Source organism: Methylobacterium sp. M6A4_1b (genome assembly GCF_053345175.1).
Genome location: NZ_JBKEZQ010000001.1, coordinates 315620 through 336426, shown reverse-complemented (window position 1 = coordinate 336426; position 20807 = coordinate 315620). Strand labels below are relative to the sequence as shown.

20 protein-coding genes are annotated in these 20807 nt (G+C 71.1%); 15 read left to right on the top strand and 5 right to left on the bottom strand.

All coding sequences use genetic code 11. The features are described from left to right. Nucleotide 1: 1 nt before the first annotated feature. From flgF to ACLBWX_RS01635, 9 genes are all read left to right on the top strand, one after another. Complete coding sequence (flgF, locus tag ACLBWX_RS01675) at nucleotides 2-727, top strand: flagellar basal-body rod protein FlgF (protein WP_447675354.1); 726 nt, start codon at nucleotides 2-4, stop codon at nucleotides 725-727. A 4-nt stretch (nucleotides 728-731) separates the two neighbouring features. Next, nucleotides 732-2057: a flagellar protein export ATPase FliI gene (fliI, locus tag ACLBWX_RS01670; RefSeq protein WP_447675353.1), complete on the top strand. Its 1326-nt coding sequence runs from the start codon at nucleotides 732-734 to the stop codon at nucleotides 2055-2057. Between the two features lie 141 nt (nucleotides 2058-2198). Then, nucleotides 2199-3458: a flagellar hook protein FlgE gene (locus tag ACLBWX_RS01665; protein ID WP_447675352.1), complete on the top strand. Its 1260-nt coding sequence runs from the start codon at nucleotides 2199-2201 to the stop codon at nucleotides 3456-3458. 99 nt (nucleotides 3459-3557) lie between these two features. Further along, nucleotides 3558-5030 carry a flagellar hook-associated protein FlgK gene (gene flgK, locus ACLBWX_RS01660; protein ID WP_447675351.1) on the top strand — a complete coding sequence of 491 codons (1473 nt, stop codon included), beginning with the start codon at nucleotides 3558-3560 and terminating at the stop codon, nucleotides 5028-5030. Nucleotides 5031-5035: 5 nt separating this feature from the next. Continuing rightward, nucleotides 5036-6085, top strand: coding sequence for a flagellar hook-associated family protein (locus ACLBWX_RS01655; protein WP_447675350.1), 1050 nt, complete (start codon nucleotides 5036-5038; stop codon nucleotides 6083-6085). Between the two features lie 143 nt (nucleotides 6086-6228). Then, nucleotides 6229-6576, top strand: coding sequence for a flagellar biosynthesis regulator FlaF (gene flaF, locus ACLBWX_RS01650; protein ID WP_447675349.1), 348 nt, complete (start codon nucleotides 6229-6231; stop codon nucleotides 6574-6576). A gap of 8 nt (nucleotides 6577-6584) precedes the next feature. Beyond that, nucleotides 6585-7046: a flagellar biosynthesis repressor FlbT gene (flbT, locus tag ACLBWX_RS01645; RefSeq protein WP_447675436.1), complete on the top strand. Its 462-nt coding sequence runs from the start codon at nucleotides 6585-6587 to the stop codon at nucleotides 7044-7046. A gap of 28 nt (nucleotides 7047-7074) precedes the next feature. Beyond that, nucleotides 7075-7494 carry a flagellar hook assembly protein FlgD gene (gene flgD, locus ACLBWX_RS01640; RefSeq protein ID WP_447675348.1) on the top strand — a complete coding sequence of 140 codons (420 nt, stop codon included), beginning with the start codon at nucleotides 7075-7077 and terminating at the stop codon, nucleotides 7492-7494. 55 nt (nucleotides 7495-7549) lie between these two features. Next, nucleotides 7550-7816, top strand: a complete 267-nt coding sequence (locus ACLBWX_RS01635; RefSeq protein WP_056477701.1) for a flagellar biosynthetic protein FliQ — start codon at nucleotides 7550-7552, stop codon at nucleotides 7814-7816. Here ACLBWX_RS01635 and ACLBWX_RS01630 read toward each other — a convergent pair. The 4 genes from ACLBWX_RS01630 to ACLBWX_RS01615 are packed head-to-tail and all read right to left on the bottom strand — an operon-like array spanning nucleotide 7789 to nucleotide 10659. Then, the gene (locus tag ACLBWX_RS01630; RefSeq protein ID WP_447675347.1) at nucleotides 7789-8571 is read right to left on the bottom strand and encodes a 5-oxoprolinase subunit PxpA; all 783 of its coding nucleotides are present in this window, start codon (nucleotides 8569-8571) and stop codon (nucleotides 7789-7791) included. The two genes, ACLBWX_RS01635 and ACLBWX_RS01630, sit on opposite strands and share 28 nt — an antisense overlap. A gap of 50 nt (nucleotides 8572-8621) precedes the next feature. Beyond that, nucleotides 8622-9635 carry a 5-oxoprolinase subunit C family protein gene (locus ACLBWX_RS01625; RefSeq protein ID WP_447675346.1) on the bottom strand — a complete coding sequence of 338 codons (1014 nt, stop codon included), beginning with the start codon at nucleotides 9633-9635 and terminating at the stop codon, nucleotides 8622-8624. After that, nucleotides 9632-10363 (bottom strand): 5-oxoprolinase subunit B family protein, encoded by a 732-nt coding sequence (locus ACLBWX_RS01620; RefSeq protein ID WP_447675345.1) that lies wholly within the window; start codon nucleotides 10361-10363, stop codon nucleotides 9632-9634. Before ACLBWX_RS01620 ends, ACLBWX_RS01625 begins: the two co-directional genes overlap by 4 nt. A gap of 47 nt (nucleotides 10364-10410) precedes the next feature. After that, nucleotides 10411-10659: a hypothetical protein gene (locus ACLBWX_RS01615; RefSeq protein ID WP_447675344.1), complete on the bottom strand. Its 249-nt coding sequence runs from the start codon at nucleotides 10657-10659 to the stop codon at nucleotides 10411-10413. Between the two features lie 235 nt (nucleotides 10660-10894). Between ACLBWX_RS01615 and flhA the strand changes: the two genes are divergently transcribed. The 6 genes from flhA to ACLBWX_RS01585 all read left to right on the top strand — a co-directional run bounded on the left by flhA (nucleotide 10895) and on the right by ACLBWX_RS01585 (nucleotide 15512). Then, nucleotides 10895-12976 carry a flagellar biosynthesis protein FlhA gene (flhA, locus tag ACLBWX_RS01610; protein ID WP_447675343.1) on the top strand — a complete coding sequence of 694 codons (2082 nt, stop codon included), beginning with the start codon at nucleotides 10895-10897 and terminating at the stop codon, nucleotides 12974-12976. Further along, nucleotides 12973-13743, top strand: a complete 771-nt coding sequence (fliR, locus tag ACLBWX_RS01605) for a flagellar biosynthesis protein FliR (protein WP_447675342.1) — start codon at nucleotides 12973-12975, stop codon at nucleotides 13741-13743. The genes flhA and fliR overlap by 4 nt, the downstream gene beginning before the upstream one ends. A 4-nt stretch (nucleotides 13744-13747) precedes the next feature. Beyond that, nucleotides 13748-14149, top strand: a complete 402-nt coding sequence (locus tag ACLBWX_RS01600) for a hypothetical protein (protein WP_447675341.1) — start codon at nucleotides 13748-13750, stop codon at nucleotides 14147-14149. Between the two features lie 88 nt (nucleotides 14150-14237). After that, a complete protein-coding gene (locus ACLBWX_RS01595; RefSeq protein ID WP_447675340.1) occupies nucleotides 14238-14714 on the top strand; it encodes a rod-binding protein in 477 nt (158 codons plus the stop codon). Nucleotides 14715-14720: 6 nt separating this feature from the next. Further along, complete coding sequence (locus tag ACLBWX_RS01590; protein ID WP_447675339.1) at nucleotides 14721-15050, top strand: flagellar protein FlgN; 330 nt, start codon at nucleotides 14721-14723, stop codon at nucleotides 15048-15050. A 15-nt stretch (nucleotides 15051-15065) separates the two neighbouring features. Further along, nucleotides 15066-15512 carry a hypothetical protein gene (locus tag ACLBWX_RS01585; protein WP_447675338.1) on the top strand — a complete coding sequence of 149 codons (447 nt, stop codon included), beginning with the start codon at nucleotides 15066-15068 and terminating at the stop codon, nucleotides 15510-15512. A 9-nt stretch (nucleotides 15513-15521) separates the two neighbouring features. On the opposite strand, the gene ACLBWX_RS01580 is transcribed toward ACLBWX_RS01585, so the two are convergent. Further along, complete coding sequence (locus ACLBWX_RS01580; RefSeq protein ID WP_447675337.1) at nucleotides 15522-18281, bottom strand: heparinase II/III domain-containing protein; 2760 nt, start codon at nucleotides 18279-18281, stop codon at nucleotides 15522-15524. Nucleotides 18282-20807 lie beyond the last annotated feature (2526 nt).

Genomic DNA, 20807 nt, shown 5'->3' with positions numbered 1-20807 from the left:
CATGCAGAACGCCCTCTACGTCTCGCTCTCGGCCCAGATCGCGATGGACAAGCGGCTGAACGCGGTCGCCAACAACGTCGCGAACCTGTCCACCAGCGGCTACCGCGCCGAGGACACCAAGTTCACCGCGCTCCTCGCGCAGGCGACGAAGGGCGCCGTCGCCTTCGCCTCCTCGGGCGACACCTACATCTCCCGGCGCGCCGGGCCGACGATCAAGACCGACAGCCCCCTCGACGTCGCGGTCCAGGGCGAGGCCTGGTTCGCGGTGCGGGGCGCCAACGGCCCCGTCTATACCCGCGACGGACGCATGACGATGGATGCGCTCGGGCAGCTGCGCAGCCTCACCGGCCAGCCGATGCTCGATCCCGGCGGCGCGCCGATCCTGCTCGACCCGCAGGCCGGTCCGCCCACCATCGGGCGCGACGGCAGCGTCTCGCAGGGCATCAACCAGGTCGGGGCGATCGGGCTCTTCACCCTGGATCCGAAGAGCACGCTCACCCGCGCCGAGCCGAACGGCGTCAGCACCAGCCTGCCGGCGACCCCGGTGCAGGACTTCACCCGGACGGGCATGGTCCAGGGCTACGTCGAGGGCGCCAACGTCAATCCGGTCCTGGAGATGACGAAGCTCATCACCATCCAGCGCGCCTTCGAGAGCGCGGCGACGCTCACCTCGGAGACCGAGACCACCTTCTCCGGGGCGATCCGCTCCCTGAGCCCGCAGGGCTGAGCCGATGCGCGATGCCCTCGACCGCCTCGGCGCGGCCCTGGCGACGGGCCGCGAGGTCCTGCCCCTGGTGCGCGTCGGGGGACCGATCCAGGAGGTCACCGCCAGCGCCGCGCGGGTCGCGGGCGTCGCGCCGTTCCTGACCCTCGGCGACCGCATGGGCTTCCTGGCCAACGGCCGCGAGCAGATCGGCGAGGTCGTGCGGGTGGATGCGGCCGGCGTGACCGTGAAGCCCTTCGATGCCCGGATCGAGGCCGGCATCGGCACCCTGGCCTATCGCCTCGGCGACCCGACCCTGCGGCCGGATCCGAGCTGGAAGGGCCGGGTGATCGATGCCCTCGGGCGTCCCATCGACGGCCTCGGCGACCTCGTCCCGGGCGCCCGGGCGGTTCCGCTGGAGTCCGCCCCGCCCCCCGCCATGGAGCGGGCGCGGGTGACGAAGCCCCTGCGCACGGGCGTCCGCGCCCTCGACCTGTTCACCCCCCTCTGCCTCGGCCAGCGCATCGGCATCTTCGCCGGCTCCGGCGTCGGCAAGTCGACCCTGCTGGCGATGCTGGCCGGGGCCACCGGCTTCGACAGCGTCGTGGTCGCCCTGGTCGGCGAGCGCGGCCGCGAGGTGCGCGAGTTCCTGGAAGGGGCGATGGCGCCCAACCGGGCGCGCGCCGTCATCGTCGTCTCCACCGGGGACGAGAGCCCGATGATGCGCCGCCAGGCGCCGAAGATGGCGCTCGCCATCGCCGAGTCGTTTCGCGATGCCGGCGAGTCCGTCCTGCTCATCGTCGATTCGGTGACCCGCTACGCCCATGCGGCCCGCGACGTCGCCCTGGCGGCCGGCGAGCCGGCGGTGGCCCGGGGCTATCCGCCGAGCGTGTTCTCGGACCTGCCCCGCCTCCTCGAACGGGCCGGCCCCGGCCTCGACGGGGCCGGCACCATCACGGGCGTCTTCTCGGTGCTCGTCGACGGCGACGACCACAACGATCCCGTGGCGGATTCCATCCGCGGCACCCTCGACGGGCACGTGGTCCTCGACCGCGCCATCGCCGAGCAGGGCCGCTACCCCGCCGTGCACCTCCTGGGCTCGATCTCGCGCCTCGCCACCGAGGTCTGGACGCCCGAGCAGCGCGAGCTGGTCCGGCGCCTCAGGGCCATGATGGCGCGCTTCGAGGAGACCCGCGACCTGCGCCTGATGGGCGGCTACCGCGCCGGCGAGGACGCCGAGCTCGACCAGGCCATCCTCCTCGTGCCGCGGATCTACGAGGCCCTGCGCCAGGAGCCCGGCATGGCGGCGAGCGAGGATGCCTTCCTCGAACTCGCCCAGTCCCTGCGGAGCTGAGGCGAGGATGGCGCCCGTCTCCCCTTACCCCCCGTTTCGCCCCGGCCGCGCGAGGCCGTCCAGCCCCGCGCAAGCCTGCCTTCCTCTAGTGCCCGCCAGCCCATCGCGCCATGCCGCGAGCTCCGTTTTCGAGGTGACGTCATGAGTCTCATCAGCGTTTTGCGCACCGGCGTCTCCGGCATGAACGCGCAATCGAACCGCATCTCCACCGTCGCCGAGAACGTCCAGAACTCGAGCACCACCGGCTACAAGCGCTCGGCCGCCGAGTTCTCCTCGCTGCTCATCGAGGGCAGCTCCACCGCGAACTACACGTCCGGCGCGGTCGAGACCACGGTTCGCCGGTCCATCGGCGCCGAGGGCCCGATCACCTTCACGTCGTCGAAGACCGACCTCGCCATCCAGGGCAACGGCTTCTTCGTGGTGCAGGACGAGAACAAGGCGCCCTACCTGACCCGGGCCGGCAACTTCGTCGTGGACGGGCCGACGGGCAACCTCGTCAATGCCGGCGGCTTCGCCCTGCTGGGCTACAGCCTCGCCGACGGCCAGGACCCGAATCCCGCCCTCAACAGCACCGACGGGCTCGTTCCCGTGAACATGGCGAGCCTCGGCCTGCGGGCGACGCCTTCCACCAAGGCGGCGGTGACCGGCAACCTGTCCGCCGACAGCGCCCCCTTGAGCGGCACCCTGTCGCCGACGAACTTCTCGAAGAAGAGTTCGCTCGTCACCTACGACAAGCTCGGCAACAGCGTCACCCTCGACATCTATCTCGGACGCTCCGCGGCGAGCCCGGGCGACCCGACCGCGACCCCGCCGGTTCCCGCCGTCTCGGCCAACACCTGGACCGCCTCGGTCCACGCCCCGGACGGAACCGCCCTGACCGCGCCGCCGGTGACCCTCGTGTTCGGCGCGGACGGCAAGCTGAGCGGTGGCGCCAGCGCGAGCTTCACGATTCCCGGGGGCGAACCCTTCACCCTCGACCTGAGCGGCATGACGCAGCTCGCCGGTGCCTACGACCTGAAGGGCTCCGCCAACGGCAAGGCGCCCTCGGCCGTGACCGGGACCGAGTTCGGCTCCGACGGCCTCGTCTACGCGACCTACGCCGACGGCACCCGCCTTGGGGCCTTCAAGATCCCGCTCGCCGCGGTGAAGAGCCCGGACAACCTCAACCCGCGCGCCGGCAACGTCTTCCAGACGACGCTCGAATCCGGCGATCTCCAGGTCGGCTTCGCCGGCCTCGGCGGCCTCGGCACCGTGAAGGCCAGCGCGCTGGAGCAGTCCAACGTCGACGTCAGCACCGAGCTGACCACGATGATCGAATCGCAGACCGTCTACACCGCCAACTCGAAGGTGTTCATGACCGGCAACGAGCTGCTCGAGACCCTGATGAACCTCAAGCGCTGAGCCGCGCCGCGCTCCGGCGCGACCCCGCGAACCCCTCCCGCCGCATCGCCCCGATGCGGCGGCCTGCGCCGCCCGCGCCCGCCTGCCAGGACTTCGCCGATGGGCCTCTCCCTCGCCCTCAACTCCGCCCGATCCTCGCTCCTCGCGACCTCGACGCAGATCGCCGTCTCGGCCCGCAACACGGCCGGGGCGAGCGATCCGTTCTACACCCGCAAGATCGCCAACCTCGTGGCGGCGGGCGGCGGCAGCGCGGTCTCGATCCAGCGCGCCACCGACGTCGCCCTGTTCGACCGCAAGCTCGCCGGCACCGCCTCGGCGGCGGCGAGCGAGGCCGTGCTCGACGGCCTCGACACGCTCCAGGGCACCATCGGCGACACCGACGACGGCACCTCGGCCGCCGCGCGCCTCGGCGCGCTCAACGCGGCGCTGAAGGCCGCGGCCAACAAGCCGGACGATGCGGCCCTGGCCCGCGATGCGGTCGACCGCGCCCGCGACCTCGCCACGAGCCTCAACACCGGGGCGGCCGCCGTCGAGACCGTCCGCGCCCAGGCGGATGCCGGCCTCGCGGATTCGGTCTCGACCATCAACGACCTCCTGTCCCAGTTCGAGGCCGCCAACCGCGTCGTGACCAGCGGCACCGCGGCCGGGACCGACGTGACCGATGCCCTCGACGACCGCGACCGCATCCTCGCCGGCCTCTCGCGCGAGATCGGCATCTCCACCGTGGTCCGCGCCGGCAACGACGTCGCGATCTACACCGACAGCGGCGTGCCCCTGTTCGAGCGCAGCGCCCGCCGCGTCGCCTTCAGCCCCACCGCCGCCTTCTCGGCCGGCACCATGGGCGCCGCCGTGATGGTGGACGGCGTCGCGGTGACGGGCGCCAACTCGCCGATGCCGGTGCATTCGGGCCGGATCGCCGGCCTCGCGGAACTGCGCGACGGGGTCGCGACCCGCTACGAGTCCCAGCTCGACGGCATCGCCAACGGACTGATCGACGCCTTCGCCGAAACCGGGGCCGAAACCGGCGGGCAGGTGGTGCGCGCGGCGGGCCTGTTCACCGCCGGGGCGGGCGGGCCGGTCCCGAACGGAACCACCGTGGACCAGACGGGCCTCGCTGCCCGGATCCGGGTGAGCGCCTCGGTCGATCCGCAGCAGGGCGGCGACGTCACGCTCCTGCGGGACGGCGGGATCGCGGGCGCGATCTTCCGGTCGAATCCGGCCGCATCGGGCGACACCGCCTTTCCCGACCGCCTGCGGGCGCTCGCCTCGGTCCTGGCGGCGGACCGCGCCTTCGACCCGTCCTCGGAGCTTGCGACCCGGAGCAGCCTCCAGGACTTCGCCACGGCCTCCATCGGCTGGCTCGCGGGCAAGCGGCAGGCCGCCACGGCGGAATCGGCCTACCAGGCGACGCTGCTCGCCCGCGCCTCCGACGCCTATTCCAACGCCACCGGCGTCAACGCCGACGACGAGACGGCGGCGGCCCTCGCCCTCGAACGGTCCTACACCGCCTCGGCCAAGCTGCTGACCCTGGTGAACGACCTCCTGAAAACCCTCATGGACGCGGTGCGATAGACCCGATGCGGACCAACGCCCTCTCCACCCTGAGCTTCTGGAACACGCCGCGCATCGGCGTGTCCCGCATGCAGTCCGACATGGCGCGGGCCAACCAGGAACTCGTCACCGGCCGCTACGCCGATGTCGGCCTCGCCCTCGGCGGCCGCACCGGCCTCGCCGTCGGGCTGCGCCAGAAGACCGCCGAACTGGCGGCCCTGCGCGAGGGCAACAACGCCGCGACGCTGCGGCTCGGCACCACGCAGGCCGTGCTGAAGCAGATGCAGGCCGGGGCCGACGCCACCCTGACGGCGCTCACCGGCACGCCCGAAGACAAGCGCGCCGGCGTCCTCAAGGACATTGCGGCGAACGGGCTCGTCACCCTCACCGCGCTCCTCAACACCTCCGCGGGCGGCCAGTTCGTCTTCGGCGGCACCCGGACCGCCGAGGCGCCGGTGACCGCCTATGCGGGCAGCCCGGCCTCCCCGGCGAAGACCGCCGTCGATGCGGCCTTCCAGGCGGCCTTCGGGATGTCGCAGGACAGTCCCGGCGCGAGCGCGATCACGGCCGCCGACATGGCGAGCTTCCTCGACGGACCGGCCTTCCAGGGCCTGTTCGACGCCGGCACGTGGAGCACCGACTGGTCCAAGGCCGGCACCACGCCCCTGACGAATCAGATCTCTCTGAGCGAGACCGTCACGACCTCGGCGAGCGCCAACGCACCGGCCCTGCGCAAGCTCGCCATGGCCTACGTGATGGCCTCCGACCTCGGCGCCCAGAACCTCTCGGCGGCGGCGCAGAACGTCCTCACCACGCGGGTCGCCGGGTTGCTCGGCGAGGCGAGCCAGGGTCTGATCACGCTCCAGGCCGACCTCGGACGCTCGCAGGCCGCGATCACCGCCGCCAACACCCGGCTCGAGTCCCAGACGACCCTGCTCCAGTCGCAGATCGGCGCGATGGAGGGCGTGGACACCGCCGAGGCCAAGACCCGGGTCGACCGCCTGTCGACGCAGGTGCAGATCTCCTACGCCCTGACCTCTCAGCTGCGCCAGCTCAGCCTCGTCAACTACCTCTAGCGCGGCGCCGGCCCGGGCTTCCGGGCACCGCGACGACCCGGCGGCGGGGCCTCGACCCCGAGGGACCCCGCCGGCCCCAACGGCTCACCGGCCCGGTCCGCGCCTCGGCGCGGCGGGCCGCGGATACACGGGACAGGACCGATATGTACCAGTTTTCCTATGCCGAGATCCTGGAGGAGGCTCCGGCCATCGCGCGCGAGCGCGAGCGCGCCGCCTTCGACCAGGCCCTCGACCTGCTGCGCATCGCCGACCGGCCCGATGCCCAGCAGACCGACCGCGCCACGGCGGCCGGCTTCCTGCAGAGCCTCTGGGGCGTGCTCATCGAGGACCTGCACAGCGAGGATAACGGCCTGCCGCCGGACCTGCGCGCCGACCTCGTCTCCATCGGCCTGTGGAGCATGCACGAGGCCAACGCGGTGATCGCCGCGCCGGACCGGACCCTGTCGGCCCTCATCGCGGTGAACACCTCGATCCGGGACGGCCTGCGGTGAGCCGGCCCATGCGCCTGTCCCTGCGCGCCGGCGAGCGCGTGTTCGTGAACGGCGCGGTCCTGCGCGTCGATCGGAAGGTCTCCCTGGAGCTTCTGAACGACGCCGCCTTCCTGCTCGAGACGCACGTGCTCCAGGCGGAGGCGGCGACGACGCCCCTGCGCCAGCTCTATTTCGCGATCCAGGCGATCGTGATCGAGCCGGCCGGCGCCGAGCGCGCCCGGGACCTCTGCCGCACCCTGCAGGCCGGAATCCTCGACGTCGTCGCCGATCCGGAGATCCGCGAGGGCGTCCTCGGCGTCGACCAGCTCGTCGCGGCGGGCCGGCTGATCGAGGCGCTCAAGCTGCTGCGCGGCCTCTATCCGCGCGAGGCCGCCCTGCTGGCGGCCACCCCGCAGGCGGGTGCGGTCGCCCTCGAGGCTCTGCCAGGCCTCCCGGCCGCATCCGCGAAATCCCACACCCACCCGGCCTGACCCGGCCATCGAACCAGGAGGCCCGCCGATGAGCGTCGCCAGCGTCACCAGCACGGCCACATCCCAGACGGCCACCACCGCCGCCGCCACCAAGACGGCGACGGGCATCGCCGCCTCGATGAACGCCGACACGTTCCTCACCCTGCTGATGACGCAGCTGAAGAACCAGGACCCGACCAAGCCGATGGATTCCACGGCCTATGTCAGCGAACTGGCGACCTTCTCGCAGGTGGAGCAGGCGACCAAGACCAACACGAAGCTCGACTCGCTGCTGTCGTCGAGCTTCCTCTCGCAGGCCGATCAGATCATCGGGCGCACCGTCACCTCCGCGGACGGCACCACCACCGGCGAGGTCCAGTCGGTGAAGATCACCAGCGAGGGCGCGCTCGCCCGCCTGACCAGCGGCCAGGACGTGCTCCTCACCGAGGGCATCTCGCTGTCGCGGTGACGGGTTCCGGTCTAGACACGGCCCGACCCTTCCACAGGACGAGGCAACCACCCGGATGAACGAGGTCGACGCCCTGGAACTCGTGCGCGCCGCGATCTGGACCGTGATCGTCGCCGCCGGTCCCGCGATCGCCGCGGCGATGCTGATCGGCATCGCCGTCGCGCTGCTGCAGGCGCTCACGCAGATCCAGGAGGTGACCCTCACCTTCGTGCCCAAGATCGTCGTGATCCTGCTGGTGCTCCTCGTCACGAGCTCGTTCATCGGGGCGCAGATCTACACCTTCGCCGAAGCCACCTACGGGCGCATCGTCACCGGGTTCTGACCGAGACCCCGGAGGACGATCCCGGCTTCCTCCAGGCGCGCCCGCACCGCCCGCGCCATCGCCACCGCCTGCGCGCTGTCGCCGTGCACGCAGACCGAGTCGATCCGCGTCGGCAGCAGCGTGCCCTGCGCGCTGAGGATGCCGCCGGCCCGCACCATCGCCAGCACCCGGTCCGCCGCCGCCTCGGCCTCGGCGATCAGCGCCCCGGTCCGGCCGCGCGGGATCAACTGGCCCGCCTCGGTGTAGCCGCGGTCGGCGAAGATCTCGGCATGGACGGCGAGGCCCGCCGCCTCGCCGGCCGCCACCTGCTCGGTGCGGGCGATCGCCAGGAGCCCGAGCGTCGGATCGACGGCCCTGACCGCCCGCGCGACGGCATCGGCCACGTCCCGCTCCGCCGCCGCCCGGTTGGCGAGCGCCCCGTGCGCCTTGACGTAGGCCAGGCGATGGCCCGTCAGGGCGGCCAGGGCCTGCGCGGCGCCGATCTGATAGGCGACCTGCCGCTCGATCTCGGCCGGGCCGAACGGCATCGGCCGGCGGCCGAAGCCGGCGAGGTCTGGAAAGCCCGGATGCGCCCCCACGGCGACGCCCCGCGCCAGCGCCAGGGCGAAGGTCTCGGCCATGATCTCGGGGTCGCCGGCATGGAAGCCGCAGGCGACGTTGGCCGAGGTCACGAGATCGAGCATCGCCGCATCGTCGCTGCAGCGATAGGCGCCGAAGCCCTCGCCGAGATCGGCGTTCAGGTCGATGGTCGGCATCGTGGCGCATCCCGGCTCGGCGCGGCCCGGCGGCCGCTGGCGGCGCGATCCTAGCCGACCACGCCGCCGATGAGATTGGTCCCGAGCAGGAATTCCGAGGGGAAATCGGTGCGCAGCACGGGCTGGCGCGCGATGGCCGGGACCAGGGCCGCGCGCTCCGCCCGCCGCGCCGCCACCGCCTCGGCGATCCCGACGGCGGCGAAGCGCAGCCGCGTGCCCGTCTGGGCCTGGGCGAGCCGGCCGAGATCGGCGCCGATCACAGTGGCGATCTTCGGGTAGCCGCCCGTGGGCTGGCGGTCGGCCATCAGCACCAGCGGCTGGCCCGAGCCCGGCACCTGGATCGCCCCCATGGCGATGCCGTCGGAGACGATGTCGTGAGTTCGGGCGCGGATCGCGGGACCTTCGAGGAAGCAGGCCATGCGGTCGCCCCGGGGGCCGATCCGCCAGGGTCCCGCCAGGAAGGCGTCGCGGCCGCAGGCCTCGAACAGATCGTCCTGCGGCCCCCAGATGACGCGGATCACCTCCGGGGGCCGGTGCAGCCAGGGAACGGCCAGGCGCGCGGGCTCTCCGACCGCGGCCCGCGGACGCGCCACCGGAAGGCCGTCGCCCGCCCGCAGGCCGCGCCCGTGGAGGCCCCCGAGCCCGGAGCGGGTGTGGGTCGCCGTCGAGCCCAGGACCGGCGCCGCGGCGATCTCGCCCGCCACCGCGAGGCTGCACCAGGCCCCGACCCGTCCCGCCCGGAGGGTCAGCCGGGCGCCCGGCCGCAGGGTCAGGGCGACGGCCGGGGGGAGGGGGCGCCCGTCGAGGTCGATGCGCAGGTCGCCGCCCGCCAGGGCGACGTCGATGGCGGCCTCCGCCACTGTGAGCGTGAGGCCGCCGAGGGAGACCTCGATGGCGGTGGCGGTCAGGGGATTGTCGAGGGCGCGGTTGGCGGTGGCGTGGGCCAGGGGGTCCATCGGCCCGGCCGGCGTGATGCCGTAGCGCAGGAAGCCGTGCCGGCCGGCATCCTGCAGGGTCACGCCGCCCCCCGCCGCGAGGATCCGGAGCGTGGCCTCGGCCGTCACGGGCTCCTCCGCGCGAGGACTTCCCCTGCCTCCGCCCGGGCGTCCAGGGCGGCGAAGGTCGCCGCGTCGATGGGCTCGAAGCGAAGCGCATCGCCGGGCTCGACGAGGAAGCTCTGCGGACGCGCCTCGGAATAGAGCCGCTCCGGCGTACGGCCGACGACGTACCAGCCCGTGGGCATCGGGACGGTCGCCACCGCGGCGAGGCCACCGCCCACCAGGAGGGCGTTGGCGGGATGGGGCGTGCGCGGGGTCTGGCGCCGGGGAATCGCCAGGGTTTCGGAAAGGCCGCCGAGATAGGCAAAGCCCGGCGCGAACCCGTACATGTAGACCCGGTACGAACCCTGGGCGTGGCGCTCGGCGACGGCGGAGGCCGTCAAACCGGCGTGGTCGGCGACCGCCGCGAGATCCTCCGCATGGACCGGGTCGTAGCAGCAGGGCAGCGTCCAGCTGCGCCCCGTGCGCGACGGTGCCGCGGAGCGGCCGAGACGATCGGCGACCCAAGCCGCGAGGACGTCGCGGCCGAGAACCAGCGGGTCGTAGTGGATCATCAGAGAACGGTAGGTCGGCACCGTCTCCAGCAGGCCGGTGATCCGGTCCTCCGCCAGTGCCGCGTCCAGGGCGAGCACCCGTGCATTGAGATCCGGATCGACCCGGGCGCCGAACTCGACGACCAGGGCCGCCTCGGCGGCATCGAGAAACCGGACGGTGTCTGCCTCGGGCTGCGGCACGGCGGGATCCTGGTTCGCGTCGGCGAGCGGCCGGTGCCGCCGGACCCTCAACGGTTGGACTTCTTCTCGCGCTGGTAGGTCCGGATCGCCCGAGCGCAGTCCGGCGAGAGCTTGCGCAGGTTCTGACGGAAGCAGGCCTCGACCTCCGGTCCGCCGGGAGGATGCATGCTGCAATGCTCGAGATAGTCCCCCGTGCAGGAGAGCTTGAGCAGCTCGCGGATCGGCGTGGGTTCCGCCGATGCGATGCCCGGAACGAGCAGGGCGGGGAGGAGGAGTGCGAGGGGGAGCTTGGACATGGGTCGATCGCGACTTTCACTGGATACGCTACAGGCGACGCGCGGTGGGTTCGAAGTCCCAACGCGCGTCGTCGACGCAGACAAAGATCTTAGCACGCGCGCATCTGCGCGGCGGGATCGTCGGTATTCCAACGCGCGCCGAGCCCGTTCGGTCGCCTCCCCGGCGCCAGGCGACCCTCGCACAAGCTTGCGGGGAGACAAGCCGGTGCAGATTCACGGGGGTTGAGTATCCGCCATGGCGGCAAGCGCCACGATCGCACCGGAGCGCCGCTCCCAGCGGGACATCGGGTTCGCGGCGGGCATCGTCGCCATCCTGGCGATCCTGTTCCTGCCGGTGCCGGCGATCCTGCTCGACATCGGTCTCGCCTTCTCGATCGCCCTCTCGGTCCTGATCCTGATGGTGGCGCTCTGGATCAAGAAGCCGCTGGAATTCTCGGCCTTTCCCACCGTCCTCCTGATCGCGACCCTGCTGCGCCTGGCGCTCGGCATCGCCACCACCCGTCTCATCCTGGCCAACGGCCAGCACGGCGTGTCGGCGGCCGGCCACGTCATCCAGGGCTTCTCACAGTTCGTGATGAGCGGCGACTTCGTCATCGGGATCGTGGTCTTCCTGATCCTGATCACGGTGAACTTCCTCGTCATCACCAAGGGCGCCACCCGCATCGCCGAGGTCGGCGCGCGCTTCACCCTCGATGCCATCCCCGGCAAGCAGATGGCGATCGACGCCGATCTCAACGCGGGGCTCATCGACGACAAGGAGGCGCAGAGCCGCCGGCGCGAACTGGAGGAGGAGAGCGCCTTCTTCGGCTCCATGGACGGCGCCTCGAAATTCGTGCGCGGCGAGGCCATCGCGTCCCTGATCACCATCGCCGTCAACGTCTTCGGCGGCATCATCATCGGCACCACCCGCCACGGCATGCCGCTGGGGCAGGCGGCGGACGTGTTCACCAAGCTCTCGGTGGGCGACGGGCTCGTCTCGCAGATCCCGGCGCTCATCGTCTCGCTGGCCGCCGGCCTCCTCGTCTCCAAGGGCGGCACCCGGGGCACCGCCGAGCAGGCGGTGATGGGCCAGCTCGGGGCCTATCCCCGCGCCCTCGCGGTGGCCGCCGCCCTGATGTTCATGTTCGCCCTGGTGCCGGGGCTGCCCTTCCTGCCCTTCATGGTGCTCTCCGGGCTGATGGCCTTCACCGCCTACGCGATCCCGCGGAAGCTCGCCGCCGAGAAGGCCCTCGTCGATGCCAAGGCCCTCGCGGAGGAGGAGAAGAAGCAGATCGCGGTCCGCGAATCCGTCAAGGAATCGCTCAAGACCCCGGAGATCGAGCTCTGCCTCGGGCGCCAGATCTCGGCCCAGCTCCAGGGCGCCCAGTCCGAGCTCTCGCACCGGGTCGCCAAGATGCGCCGCAAGTTCGCGCGCCAGTACGGCTTCGTCGTGCCCGACATCAAGCTGACCGACAGCCTCGCCGTGCCGCCGAAATGCTACCAGATCCTCATCCACGGCACCGTGGTGGCGACCCAGGAACTGCGGCCGGGCGAACTCCTCGTGGTGGTCGGCGACGGCCCCGTCCCGGACGTGCCGAGCGACGAGGTCCGCGAGCCCGCCTTCGGCATGAAGGCGCGCTGGGTGCTCGACGCCTATGCGGGCGAGGTCCGGCGCGGCGGGTTCGAGCCCATCGACGGCTCCTCGGTGCTGCTGACCCACCTCTCCGAGGTCATCCACAACAACCTGCCGACCCTCCTGTCCTACAAGGACATGCGCAACCTGCTCGACCGGCTCGACCCCGAGTACAAGCGCCTGCTCGATGAGATCTGTCCGTCGCAGATCTCCTATTCGGGCCTGCAGGCGGTGCTGAAGCTCCTCCTCTCCGAGCGGGTGTCGATCCGCAACCTGCACCTCATCCTGGAGGCGGTGGCCGAGATCACGCCCCATGCCCGCCGGGCCGAGCAGATCGCCGAGCATGTCCGCATGCGCATCGCCCAGCAGATCTGCGGGGATCTGGCCGAGAACGGCGTGCTCGCGGTGCTGCGCCTCGGCAGCGCCTGGGACCTCTCCTTCCACCAGAGCCTGAAGCGCGACGGCAAGGGCGAGGTCATCGAGTTCGACATCGACCCGCGCCTCGTGGAGCAGTTCGGCACCGAGGCCTCGGAGGCGATCCGCCGGCAGATGCGCGAGACCCGCAACTTCGCCCTCGTCACCGCGCCGGACGCGCGCCCCTACGTGCGCATGATCATCGAGCGGCTCTACCCGACGCTGGCCGTCCTCTCGCATCTGGAGATCGCGCGCGGGGTCGAGATCCGCTCCCTCGGGACCATTTCGTGACGGCTCCGCTCCTGGCCGTGCTGGGTCCCGAGAGCTTTCTCGGGGTGTTCCTGATCTTCTGCAGGGTCGGTGCCTGCCTGCTCATCGTACCGGGCTTCTCGAGCCCCCGCGTGCCCGCGCAGGTCCGCCTCCTCATCTCGCTCGCGGTCTCGCTGGCCCTGACCCCGCTGCTGCTGCCGCTGTTCCAGGGCAAGCTCGCTGCGCAGGACCCCGGCGCGACCCTGGGCTGGATCGTCACCGAGAGCCTGACCGGCCTCGTCCTCGGCTTCCTCGGCCGGATCTACTACGTCGTCCTGGAGACCGTCGTGAACGCCGCCGTCACCATGGTGGGTTTCGGCGGCATGCCCGGCTCCGTCGCCGAGGGCATGGACCCGGTGCCGGCCGTCGAGGCGATGATCATGATGGCAGCGGCCGCCCTGCTGTTCGCCGCCGACCTGCACTGGGAGCTCTTCCGCGGTCTGATCGATTCCTATGCGCGCATCCCGCCCGGCGAGGGCATCGGCTCGCAGGCCGCCCTGGTGCGCATCGTGGACCAGATCACGACCGCCTTCGTGCTCGGGCTGCGCATCACCGCGCCGTTCCTCGTCTACGCGGTGGCGGTGAACCTCGCCGCCGGCTTCGTCAACAAGCTCGTGCCGCAGATCCCGGTCTACTTCATCGCCACGCCGTTCATCATGGCCGGCGGGCTGCTGCTCCTCTACGCCATCAGCAACGAGTTCATGACGCAGTTCGTCATGGGCTACTTCGACTACCTGCGCCGGGGCTGAGCCGATGACCACCCGCCTCCGGCTCGTCCGCGCCCAGCGCCTGCTCCGGGTCCAGGAGCAGATGCGGGGCATCGCCGAACGCGACCTCGCCGCCAATCGCGCGCAGGCCGCCAAGGTCGAGGCCGATCGGGCCGCCATGCTGGCCACCCTCGCCGGCGAGACCATGCACGGCCTGTTCCTCGACGCCGCCGCGCGGCGGCTGCGCGCGCTCGCGGCCGAGGCGACCGAACTCAGCGCGACCTCGACACGACTGTCTGAAATACTGTGCGCCCGCGGCCTCGCCGAGAAGCGCGCCGAGCGCCAGACCGACGGCCTCCTGAAGCTGCGCCACCGCGAGCGCGAGCAGCACGCCCTGCTCGAGCAACTCGACCTCATGGCCGCGCGCGGCGCGCATCCGTCGGACTGACCGGCAAGGCCACGATGCAAGCCTGCCGAAAGCCACGGGGCCTATTGGTCCGGGCAACCGGCTCCTCGAACCTGCCGAAACGCCTGCCATGAGCATCTCGCCCCCCACCGACATCGTCCTCGACGTGGCCCGCGCTGCCGATCCGGGCCGCGTGCAGGAGGCTGCCGCCAAGCTGTCGGCCCCCGGGACCGATCCGGCGGCGTTCGGCGACGCCTACCGCATGGCCGGCGTCTCGGTGCACATGCCCCTCGACGCCCGCGGAACCCTCACCGCCCTGCAGACCGACAACGCGGTCTCCGGCGCCGGCAAGGCCGGCGATCCCTACAAGCAGTTCGAGGCCTTCGTCCTGCGCCAGTTCGTCGAGACGATGATGCCCTCGAAGGCCAGTGCCGTCTTCGGCAAGGGCAATGCCGGCGGGATCTGGAAGTCGATGCTCGCCGATCAGGTCGGGACCCAGGTCGCCAAGGCCGGCGGGGTCGGCATCGCCCGGATGCTCGAGGCGGCGCGCCCGCTCAATCCGCCCGCGGCCGCCATCGCCCCGTCGGCCAAGACCTCTGAGAGCTGAGACCGCATGCTGCTCGAATCCCTGAAGCGCCTGGAAGCCACCGTCACGGCGGAGACCGAGGCGCTGCTGGCGCACCGCCCCGTCGATCAGGAGGCGGTGAACCGGCGCAAGAGCCAGAGCCTGCTCGAACTCACCCGCCTGACGCGCGGCCTCGATCCCGCCGACCTCGAGCCATCGCTGCTCGACCAGCTCCTACGCCTGCGCGGCGCCCTGGAGCGAAACCAGGATGCGGTCGGTCTGCACCTGCGGGCCGTCGACGAAATCTCCGGCATCGTCGCGGACTCGATCCGCGAGGCGGAGTCCGACGGCACCTATTCCGGCCATCTCCGGCGCTGAGGCCCGCTCCCCGCCATGCGCATCCTGATCACCGGCCTGTGGATCTGCGGCCTCACCATCCTGTCCTGCTACGGCGCGGTGACCTGGGGCGCGGGGTTGTTCGCCAAGAAAACCGAGCCCTACCTCGAAGGTCTCCAGTATCAGAAGCTGCCGCCCATCAACGTCCCCATGGTTGTCGACGGCAAGGTACAGGGTTACATCATTGCCGTCCTGGTCTTCACGGCCGATGCACGGTTGATGCACACGCTCTCCGTCCCGCCCAACGCCTTCGTGGTCGATGAAACATTCCGGCAGATCTACACGGATCCGGCGATCGATTTCAAACGCCTGTCCCGCTACAACGTCACCCAGCGCCTCGCCGAGATCCGCAAGCAGGTGAATGCCCGCCTCGGCTCCGACGTGGTGAAGGACGTTCTGGTGGAGGAGTTCAACTTCGTCGCCAAGCGCGAAGTGCGCTCCTGAGACCGAGCCCTACGTCTCCGTGAGCAGGCGCTCGAAGGCGGTCTCGCCGAGGAGCGCGGTCAGCCGGCGATCGGCATCCGCGTCGGCCGCGAGGACGAGGCCGCCGCAGACCGTGCCCTGGCCGGCGAAGGCGTAGCCGAGCACGCTGGTCGGCTGCAGGCCGCCGGAGGGCGCGGCGACGAAGCCCTGCAGGGCGCCCGGATGGCCGTTGCAGCCGTTGCGGATCGTCAGGCCGGCGCAGCGCCCCGTCACCGCCAGGGGCGAGAGCGAGAGCCGGTGGCGACCGGCCTGGGCCATCGCCCGGCGCGGACCCGCCAGGGCCAGCAGGATGTCCGGGGACAGGTGGACGGCGCCCTCGAAGCTGAGAGCGCCCGGCCCGGCGAAACGGTCGAACACCGCCAGCCCGGAGAGGTCGTCGAGGACGAGGAAGACCCGCCGGTGGGCGATCCCGGGGCCGTAGGCCTGCGTGGCGAGACGGTGGGCGGTGGCGCCGATGAGGCGCTGCGCCCCGAGGTAGAGGGCCGGGCCGGCCATGGGTTCGCGCTGGTCGAGGGCCGCCACGTTGTGGCCGGCGCCCGAGAGCAGGTGGTGGCGGGCGGCGCCGGTCTCGACCTGGCTCGACCCGCCGGCTTCGACGATCCAGCGCACGCCTTCGCAGGCATAGACGAAGGAGCCGACGTCCCGGTGGCCCGGACCGGGGCCCTGGCTGGCGAAGGTACAGGCGAAGTGGCCCCAGCCGCGGCCGGGGGCGTCGTGGCGCTGCGCGATCATCCCCGAGGCCGGGTCGACGCGGCCCGCGGCGGGCTCGGGGGTGACGCGCGGTATACCAGGACGGTCGCGTCGAGGTCGTGGGCTTTCGGACCAGCGCTCGGCACTGAGCGCGCGTCCCGCATCCGCGCCGAGGCGCCCGATCCAGCCGGCGGCATCCTCGCCGGCGGGGGCGTCCCCGAACGGCGGCAGGCGCCCAGTCGGATCGAGGAGACCGGCGATCGCCGGGAGCCCGGCCGCGACGAGCCGGTCGAGCCGGGCCTTGAGCGCCGACTCGGCGGGGTCGTCGGCGTCGAGGCCGAGGCCCAGGGCGCGCAGCAGGGTCAGGAGCTCGAGGCGCTGGTGCAGGGCGGGGTCGGAGAACCGCCCCTCCGCATCGAGGAGCGGCGCCAGTCCGTCCGCGAGGGCGGCGTCGGCCAGGGAGCCCCAATGCGCCGAGAGCGGCAGCAGCGGCAGGGCGCGGGCGACGGCGCGCAGGGTCGCCGCCGCCTGAAGCTGGTGGATCGAGCGGCCGAAGGTGTTCTGGCCGAGGATTTCGGCGAGCGCGAAGCCGTGGCGCACCGCCTCGCCGGTGAGGGTGAGGGAGGCCGGGCCGCCGGGCTTGCCGGCCCGGGCGAGGAGCCGCAGGACGGTCTCGGTGCGGGCGGCCAGCGCCGCCGGATGCAGGGCGAGGCCGTCGGTGGGCGCCCCCCAGGGGTTGGCCCGCGACCAGGACAGGGCGAGGCCGACGGCCGTGGCCGCCCCGCCGGGGGCCTCGGCGAGCGCCCCGAGCCAGGCCAGGGACTGGTACTCCAGGCGCCAGGGCACCGAGCGGAACGGGTCCTCGGTCCAGTCCGGCGCCTCCGGCAGGGTCCAGGCCGGCTGGCCGGCGAGGCGCAGGATCCGGTCGAGGCCGGCGGCGCGGTGATTCGCGCCGCGCTGGATCGCCCGGGCGCGGGCGAGCACCCCCGGCCGGGCGGCCACCGCCTCGGGCTGCGGGCACCAGCCGGCGAAGGCGGCGGCGGGCAGGGACAGGCGCTCGGCGAGGCGGGCGAGGAAGTCCGGGGCGGCGAGGAGGTCGTCGGCGCAGAGGCTCTCCAGCCGCATCCGGTCCTCCAGGGCCACCTCCGGCGGGGCCAGGAGTTCCGCCTCCGGCGGGGCCGGGAGTTCCGCCTCCGGCCCGTCCGCCTCCCAGGTGGCGAAGCCGACCGCCACCCGCGCCGCCCCGGCGGGGGGCTGGAGCTCCAGGGTGAAGCGCCGGGCCTGCTGGTGGGCCGAGAGGTCGACGAGGGCGCCGAGGCCCGGCACCGAGATCGTGCCGGGATAGGGCGGGTCGAGCGCCGCCCCGTCCCGGTCGCGGTAGACGATGCGGGCGAGGGCCGCGTGGGCGCCCGGCCGCGGCGTGTGGAGCTGGCCGCGCAGCACGAGGCCGCAGCCCGGCACCAGGGCGTGGTCGCGCCAGGCCGGCTCCGGCCCGAGCCGGTGCCGGATCCGGGGGATCAGGGAGGGCGCCGGCGGCAGGTCCGCCCCTTGCGTCAGGCGGGCCTCGGCCACCGCGAAGGGGTGGCTGTTGCGCCAGGAGCGGATCGTCACCGTGAGGCGGGTGGCCGGCGCGGGCACCCGGAAGGCGAGGTGGAGGCGTGCCGCCCGCGCCCCGTGCGTTTCCGGCGGCAGGGCGGACGGGCCGGCGATCCAGGCGCCGTGCGGGTCCAGCAGCGTCCGGTCGAGGCCCGGCACGTGGTCGAAGTCGAGGCTCGACCCGTCCGCGGCCAGGAAGTCGATCCCCACCAGGGCGAAGTCGAGGGCGCCGCCGGCGGTCTCCGCCTCCGCCCAGGCGAGGCGGAAGCCGAGGTGGCACCACCCCTCCGACGCCACGCCGTCGAAGGGCAGCACCACCCGCGACCAGCGGTTCTTGGCCGGAATCCAGTGCTCGTTCTCCCCCGGCCCGACGCCCGCCCCGCCGGCATAGCGGGCCGCCTCCGGCAGCAGGAACCGGACGTCGGACGCAAGCGGCGCGCTCACGAGGCGGACCGGACGGGGGCTGCGGGCGGGGAGATCGGCAAGGCGGGGCGTGGGGTGTGGGTCAGGGGAGGTCCGGCCGATGTCGGGTGCGCCCGGGGCTTGCCGGGGTGTGGGCACTGAGGCGGGCAGGCTCGTGCGTGTCAAGCAGATGGCGCTGCCATGGGCTTTCAGTCCCCATTGGAAGGGGCGCCGAGGCAAACCGCACGACCTTGTCGAGGCGTCCTGGCATCGGTCGCGCCAGCGCTTTCAAGAAAGCGGAAGCGGAGTATCGCTCCTCGAAAGCTCTGCGCGCTGGCTGCCGACCAAGCCGGGTGGCCGCGAGTCATTCTGTTGCCGACAGGAAGATTCCGTCTGCATGGGCTGCGTCGTCTAAAGATCTATACCCGTGAGGGCATAAGTCGTCACTCTCCTTCTCCTGTAGAGGCCAAGCCGAGAGGTTTCGTTGAACCCGTTCCCCCGTGTGGCGCGCCGTCGTCCAATAGTCTGCGAATCCGACATGTAATCGAGTTCACGTCTGCACAGATATTCTTCGATATTCAGTTTAGAGGCCTGGAATTTTGTAAATATCGTGTGCTCGGACGCCACGCGGGAGAGGCCTGCGCTATGCTGAAGAGGAAGCTCTCGCCTTTGCCGCTCGCGTGGACGTTGTGCAGCCTTGCTGCGCCCGCCCTCGCCGAAATCCATATCGATGGCGCGAAGATCACGGCCGGGGAACTGTGGGTCCTCGGGTCCGTCGACGAACCAAGTGCCGAGATCATGCTCGATGAAAAATTTAGTCGCTGGACCGATGCGAAAGGCAACTATGAATTTCGTGTGATCTACCATCCCTCGAGTTGCATCATCAAACTCCGGACACGAAAGCAAGTCCGCGAGGTCGTCGTCGGAGAATGCGGGCAGCAGGGTCCTCAAGGGCCGGCTGCCGTCGGTCCACCCGGGTCCATGGGCCTGATGGGTCCGAAAGGTGAGCGAGGCCCATCCGGGCCGCAAGGGCTACCTGGGCCACAGGGTCCTTCCGGATCCGATGGCGCGATGGGCCTTGCCGGCCCGGAGGGGCCTCAAGGGCCGGGCGGGCCACGCGGCGAAGCCGGACTCGTCGGAGCGATCGGCCCGGCCGGCCCCCCAGGACCGCAAGGGGCGGTCGGTCAGGCGGGACCTCGCGGTCCGGCAGGACCACAAGGCGAGCCGGGGCGTCCGGGCGCCGCCGGTCCGCCCGGACCCATCGGCAGGACGGGTCCGCCCGGTCCTCCGGGAAAGACGAGTCCGCCGCCCCCTGCAAGGCCGCAGAACACTGCTCCCTTGCCCGCCCGGAGGGACCAACCTCCAGCGGAACGACCCGAGGAGGGGGCAGGAGGCGGTCCGAACGAAGCGGATCGCTATTAGTGTTCGGCTCTGTCCTGCAGCTTGAGGATGCCAGACCAACGTTCGTCTCGCTGACAGCCATGGCTGCGCGCGACATGGTCCGAGACGGGTACGGGCGGACCTTGGCCTTGCTTCCGGAAGGGGTCGTTCTCTATCCGACCCAACCTCGCCGTCCGGGACGCCATCAGGCTTCCCCGAAAGCGGCCGTAGGATAACCGCCTCTAAAAATCCTCCCGAATCAATTGACAAATCTCGCGCTTTGTTTTGGCTGCTTGTGCTTCTCATCTCGATAGTCAATTATTGCTTGTCCCAATCACGAATAATTATTTTCTAGTTAACACATTTCTCTACCAATTATTTGCAAAATATTCAGTGGCGGCGCGCGTTGTCTTTTACGCCTTGGATTAACTGGTGTATAAACTTCTTTTCCCGACCGATTTCATCTGTAGAAATCCGAGAAAATAAGCGATCAAACCAAATCGATGTAAAGAATATTAGGACCCAGCCTGTCGAGAACATAAGAAATTCAGTTCCGGCAATCTGTATGCTCCCCTGCCAAAGCCTGACGAGAACCCCGGACAGATAGATGACCGGATAAAGCCAAAACATTTTCCAGTTTGAGGGCATAGCGTAACTCCACACCCTTCGACCCTACGATGCAGAAATCAATGGCGCCTTATCGGAGAAGCGCAAAATCGAACTTTGGCCACTGTTTGTGAGCGGCCGCGACTGTGACATCCGCTTCACTGCATTGCTGCTCGGAAGCGGACGGTCTCAAGACCACCCAATCTGGTCATTCTAAGCTGCTTCTCGAGAGCTTGAGAGCGGACGTTCACTCATCCGCAATAGGCCGATAACGACCTGAACGGTGTGTCTGGTATCCAATCCCTTTACCGACACCCGGAAGTTCGCCTTTTATCATCGACTTTTGTCGAGCCCGAACCTGTCGCGAAGATCCGACCGGATCTGTCATGTCGGAGAAACCCGAGCCGCCGGCAGGGCCGACAAACGCGGGCGTGTTCCGCGGCACGCCATCTCGAACGGGGTCCATGCCGCGGACAGGTCGCGTCTGACCGATCCTGACCCCATACGCACCTCACGCAACCCGAAGCCTCTCCCGGTATGGGGGCCGTCGCCGCCCGCGCGCCACCGCCCTCCGGAAGCCCG

Bases quoted from the DNA above. Each gene is read 5' to 3' on its own strand.
- flhA (WP_447675343.1), top strand. From the start codon at position 10,895: ATGGCGGCAAGCGCCACGATCGCACCGGAGCGCCGCTCCCAGCGGGAC.
- ACLBWX_RS01615 (WP_447675344.1), bottom strand. From the start codon at position 10,659: ATGTCCAAGCTCCCCCTCGCACTCCTCCTCCCCGCCCTGCTCGTTCCG.
- ACLBWX_RS01655 (WP_447675350.1), top strand. From the start codon at position 5,036: ATGCGGACCAACGCCCTCTCCACCCTGAGCTTCTGGAACACGCCGCGC.
- flgK (WP_447675351.1), top strand. From the start codon at position 3,558: ATGGGCCTCTCCCTCGCCCTCAACTCCGCCCGATCCTCGCTCCTCGCG.
- ACLBWX_RS01585 (WP_447675338.1), top strand. From the start codon at position 15,066: ATGCGCATCCTGATCACCGGCCTGTGGATCTGCGGCCTCACCATCCTG.
- fliI (WP_447675353.1), top strand. From the start codon at position 732: ATGCGCGATGCCCTCGACCGCCTCGGCGCGGCCCTGGCGACGGGCCGC.
- ACLBWX_RS01630 (WP_447675347.1), bottom strand. From the start codon at position 8,571: ATGCCGACCATCGACCTGAACGCCGATCTCGGCGAGGGCTTCGGCGCC.
- ACLBWX_RS01665 (WP_447675352.1), top strand. From the start codon at position 2,199: ATGAGTCTCATCAGCGTTTTGCGCACCGGCGTCTCCGGCATGAACGCG.
- flaF (WP_447675349.1), top strand. From the start codon at position 6,229: ATGTACCAGTTTTCCTATGCCGAGATCCTGGAGGAGGCTCCGGCCATC.
- ACLBWX_RS01600 (WP_447675341.1), top strand. From the start codon at position 13,748: ATGACCACCCGCCTCCGGCTCGTCCGCGCCCAGCGCCTGCTCCGGGTC.
- ACLBWX_RS01635 (WP_056477701.1), top strand. From the start codon at position 7,550: ATGAACGAGGTCGACGCCCTGGAACTCGTGCGCGCCGCGATCTGGACC.
- flgF (WP_447675354.1), top strand. From the start codon at position 2: ATGCAGAACGCCCTCTACGTCTCGCTCTCGGCCCAGATCGCGATGGAC.
- flbT (WP_447675436.1), top strand. From the start codon at position 6,585: ATGCGCCTGTCCCTGCGCGCCGGCGAGCGCGTGTTCGTGAACGGCGCG.
- flgD (WP_447675348.1), top strand. From the start codon at position 7,075: ATGAGCGTCGCCAGCGTCACCAGCACGGCCACATCCCAGACGGCCACC.
- ACLBWX_RS01595 (WP_447675340.1), top strand. From the start codon at position 14,238: ATGAGCATCTCGCCCCCCACCGACATCGTCCTCGACGTGGCCCGCGCT.
- ACLBWX_RS01590 (WP_447675339.1), top strand. From the start codon at position 14,721: ATGCTGCTCGAATCCCTGAAGCGCCTGGAAGCCACCGTCACGGCGGAG.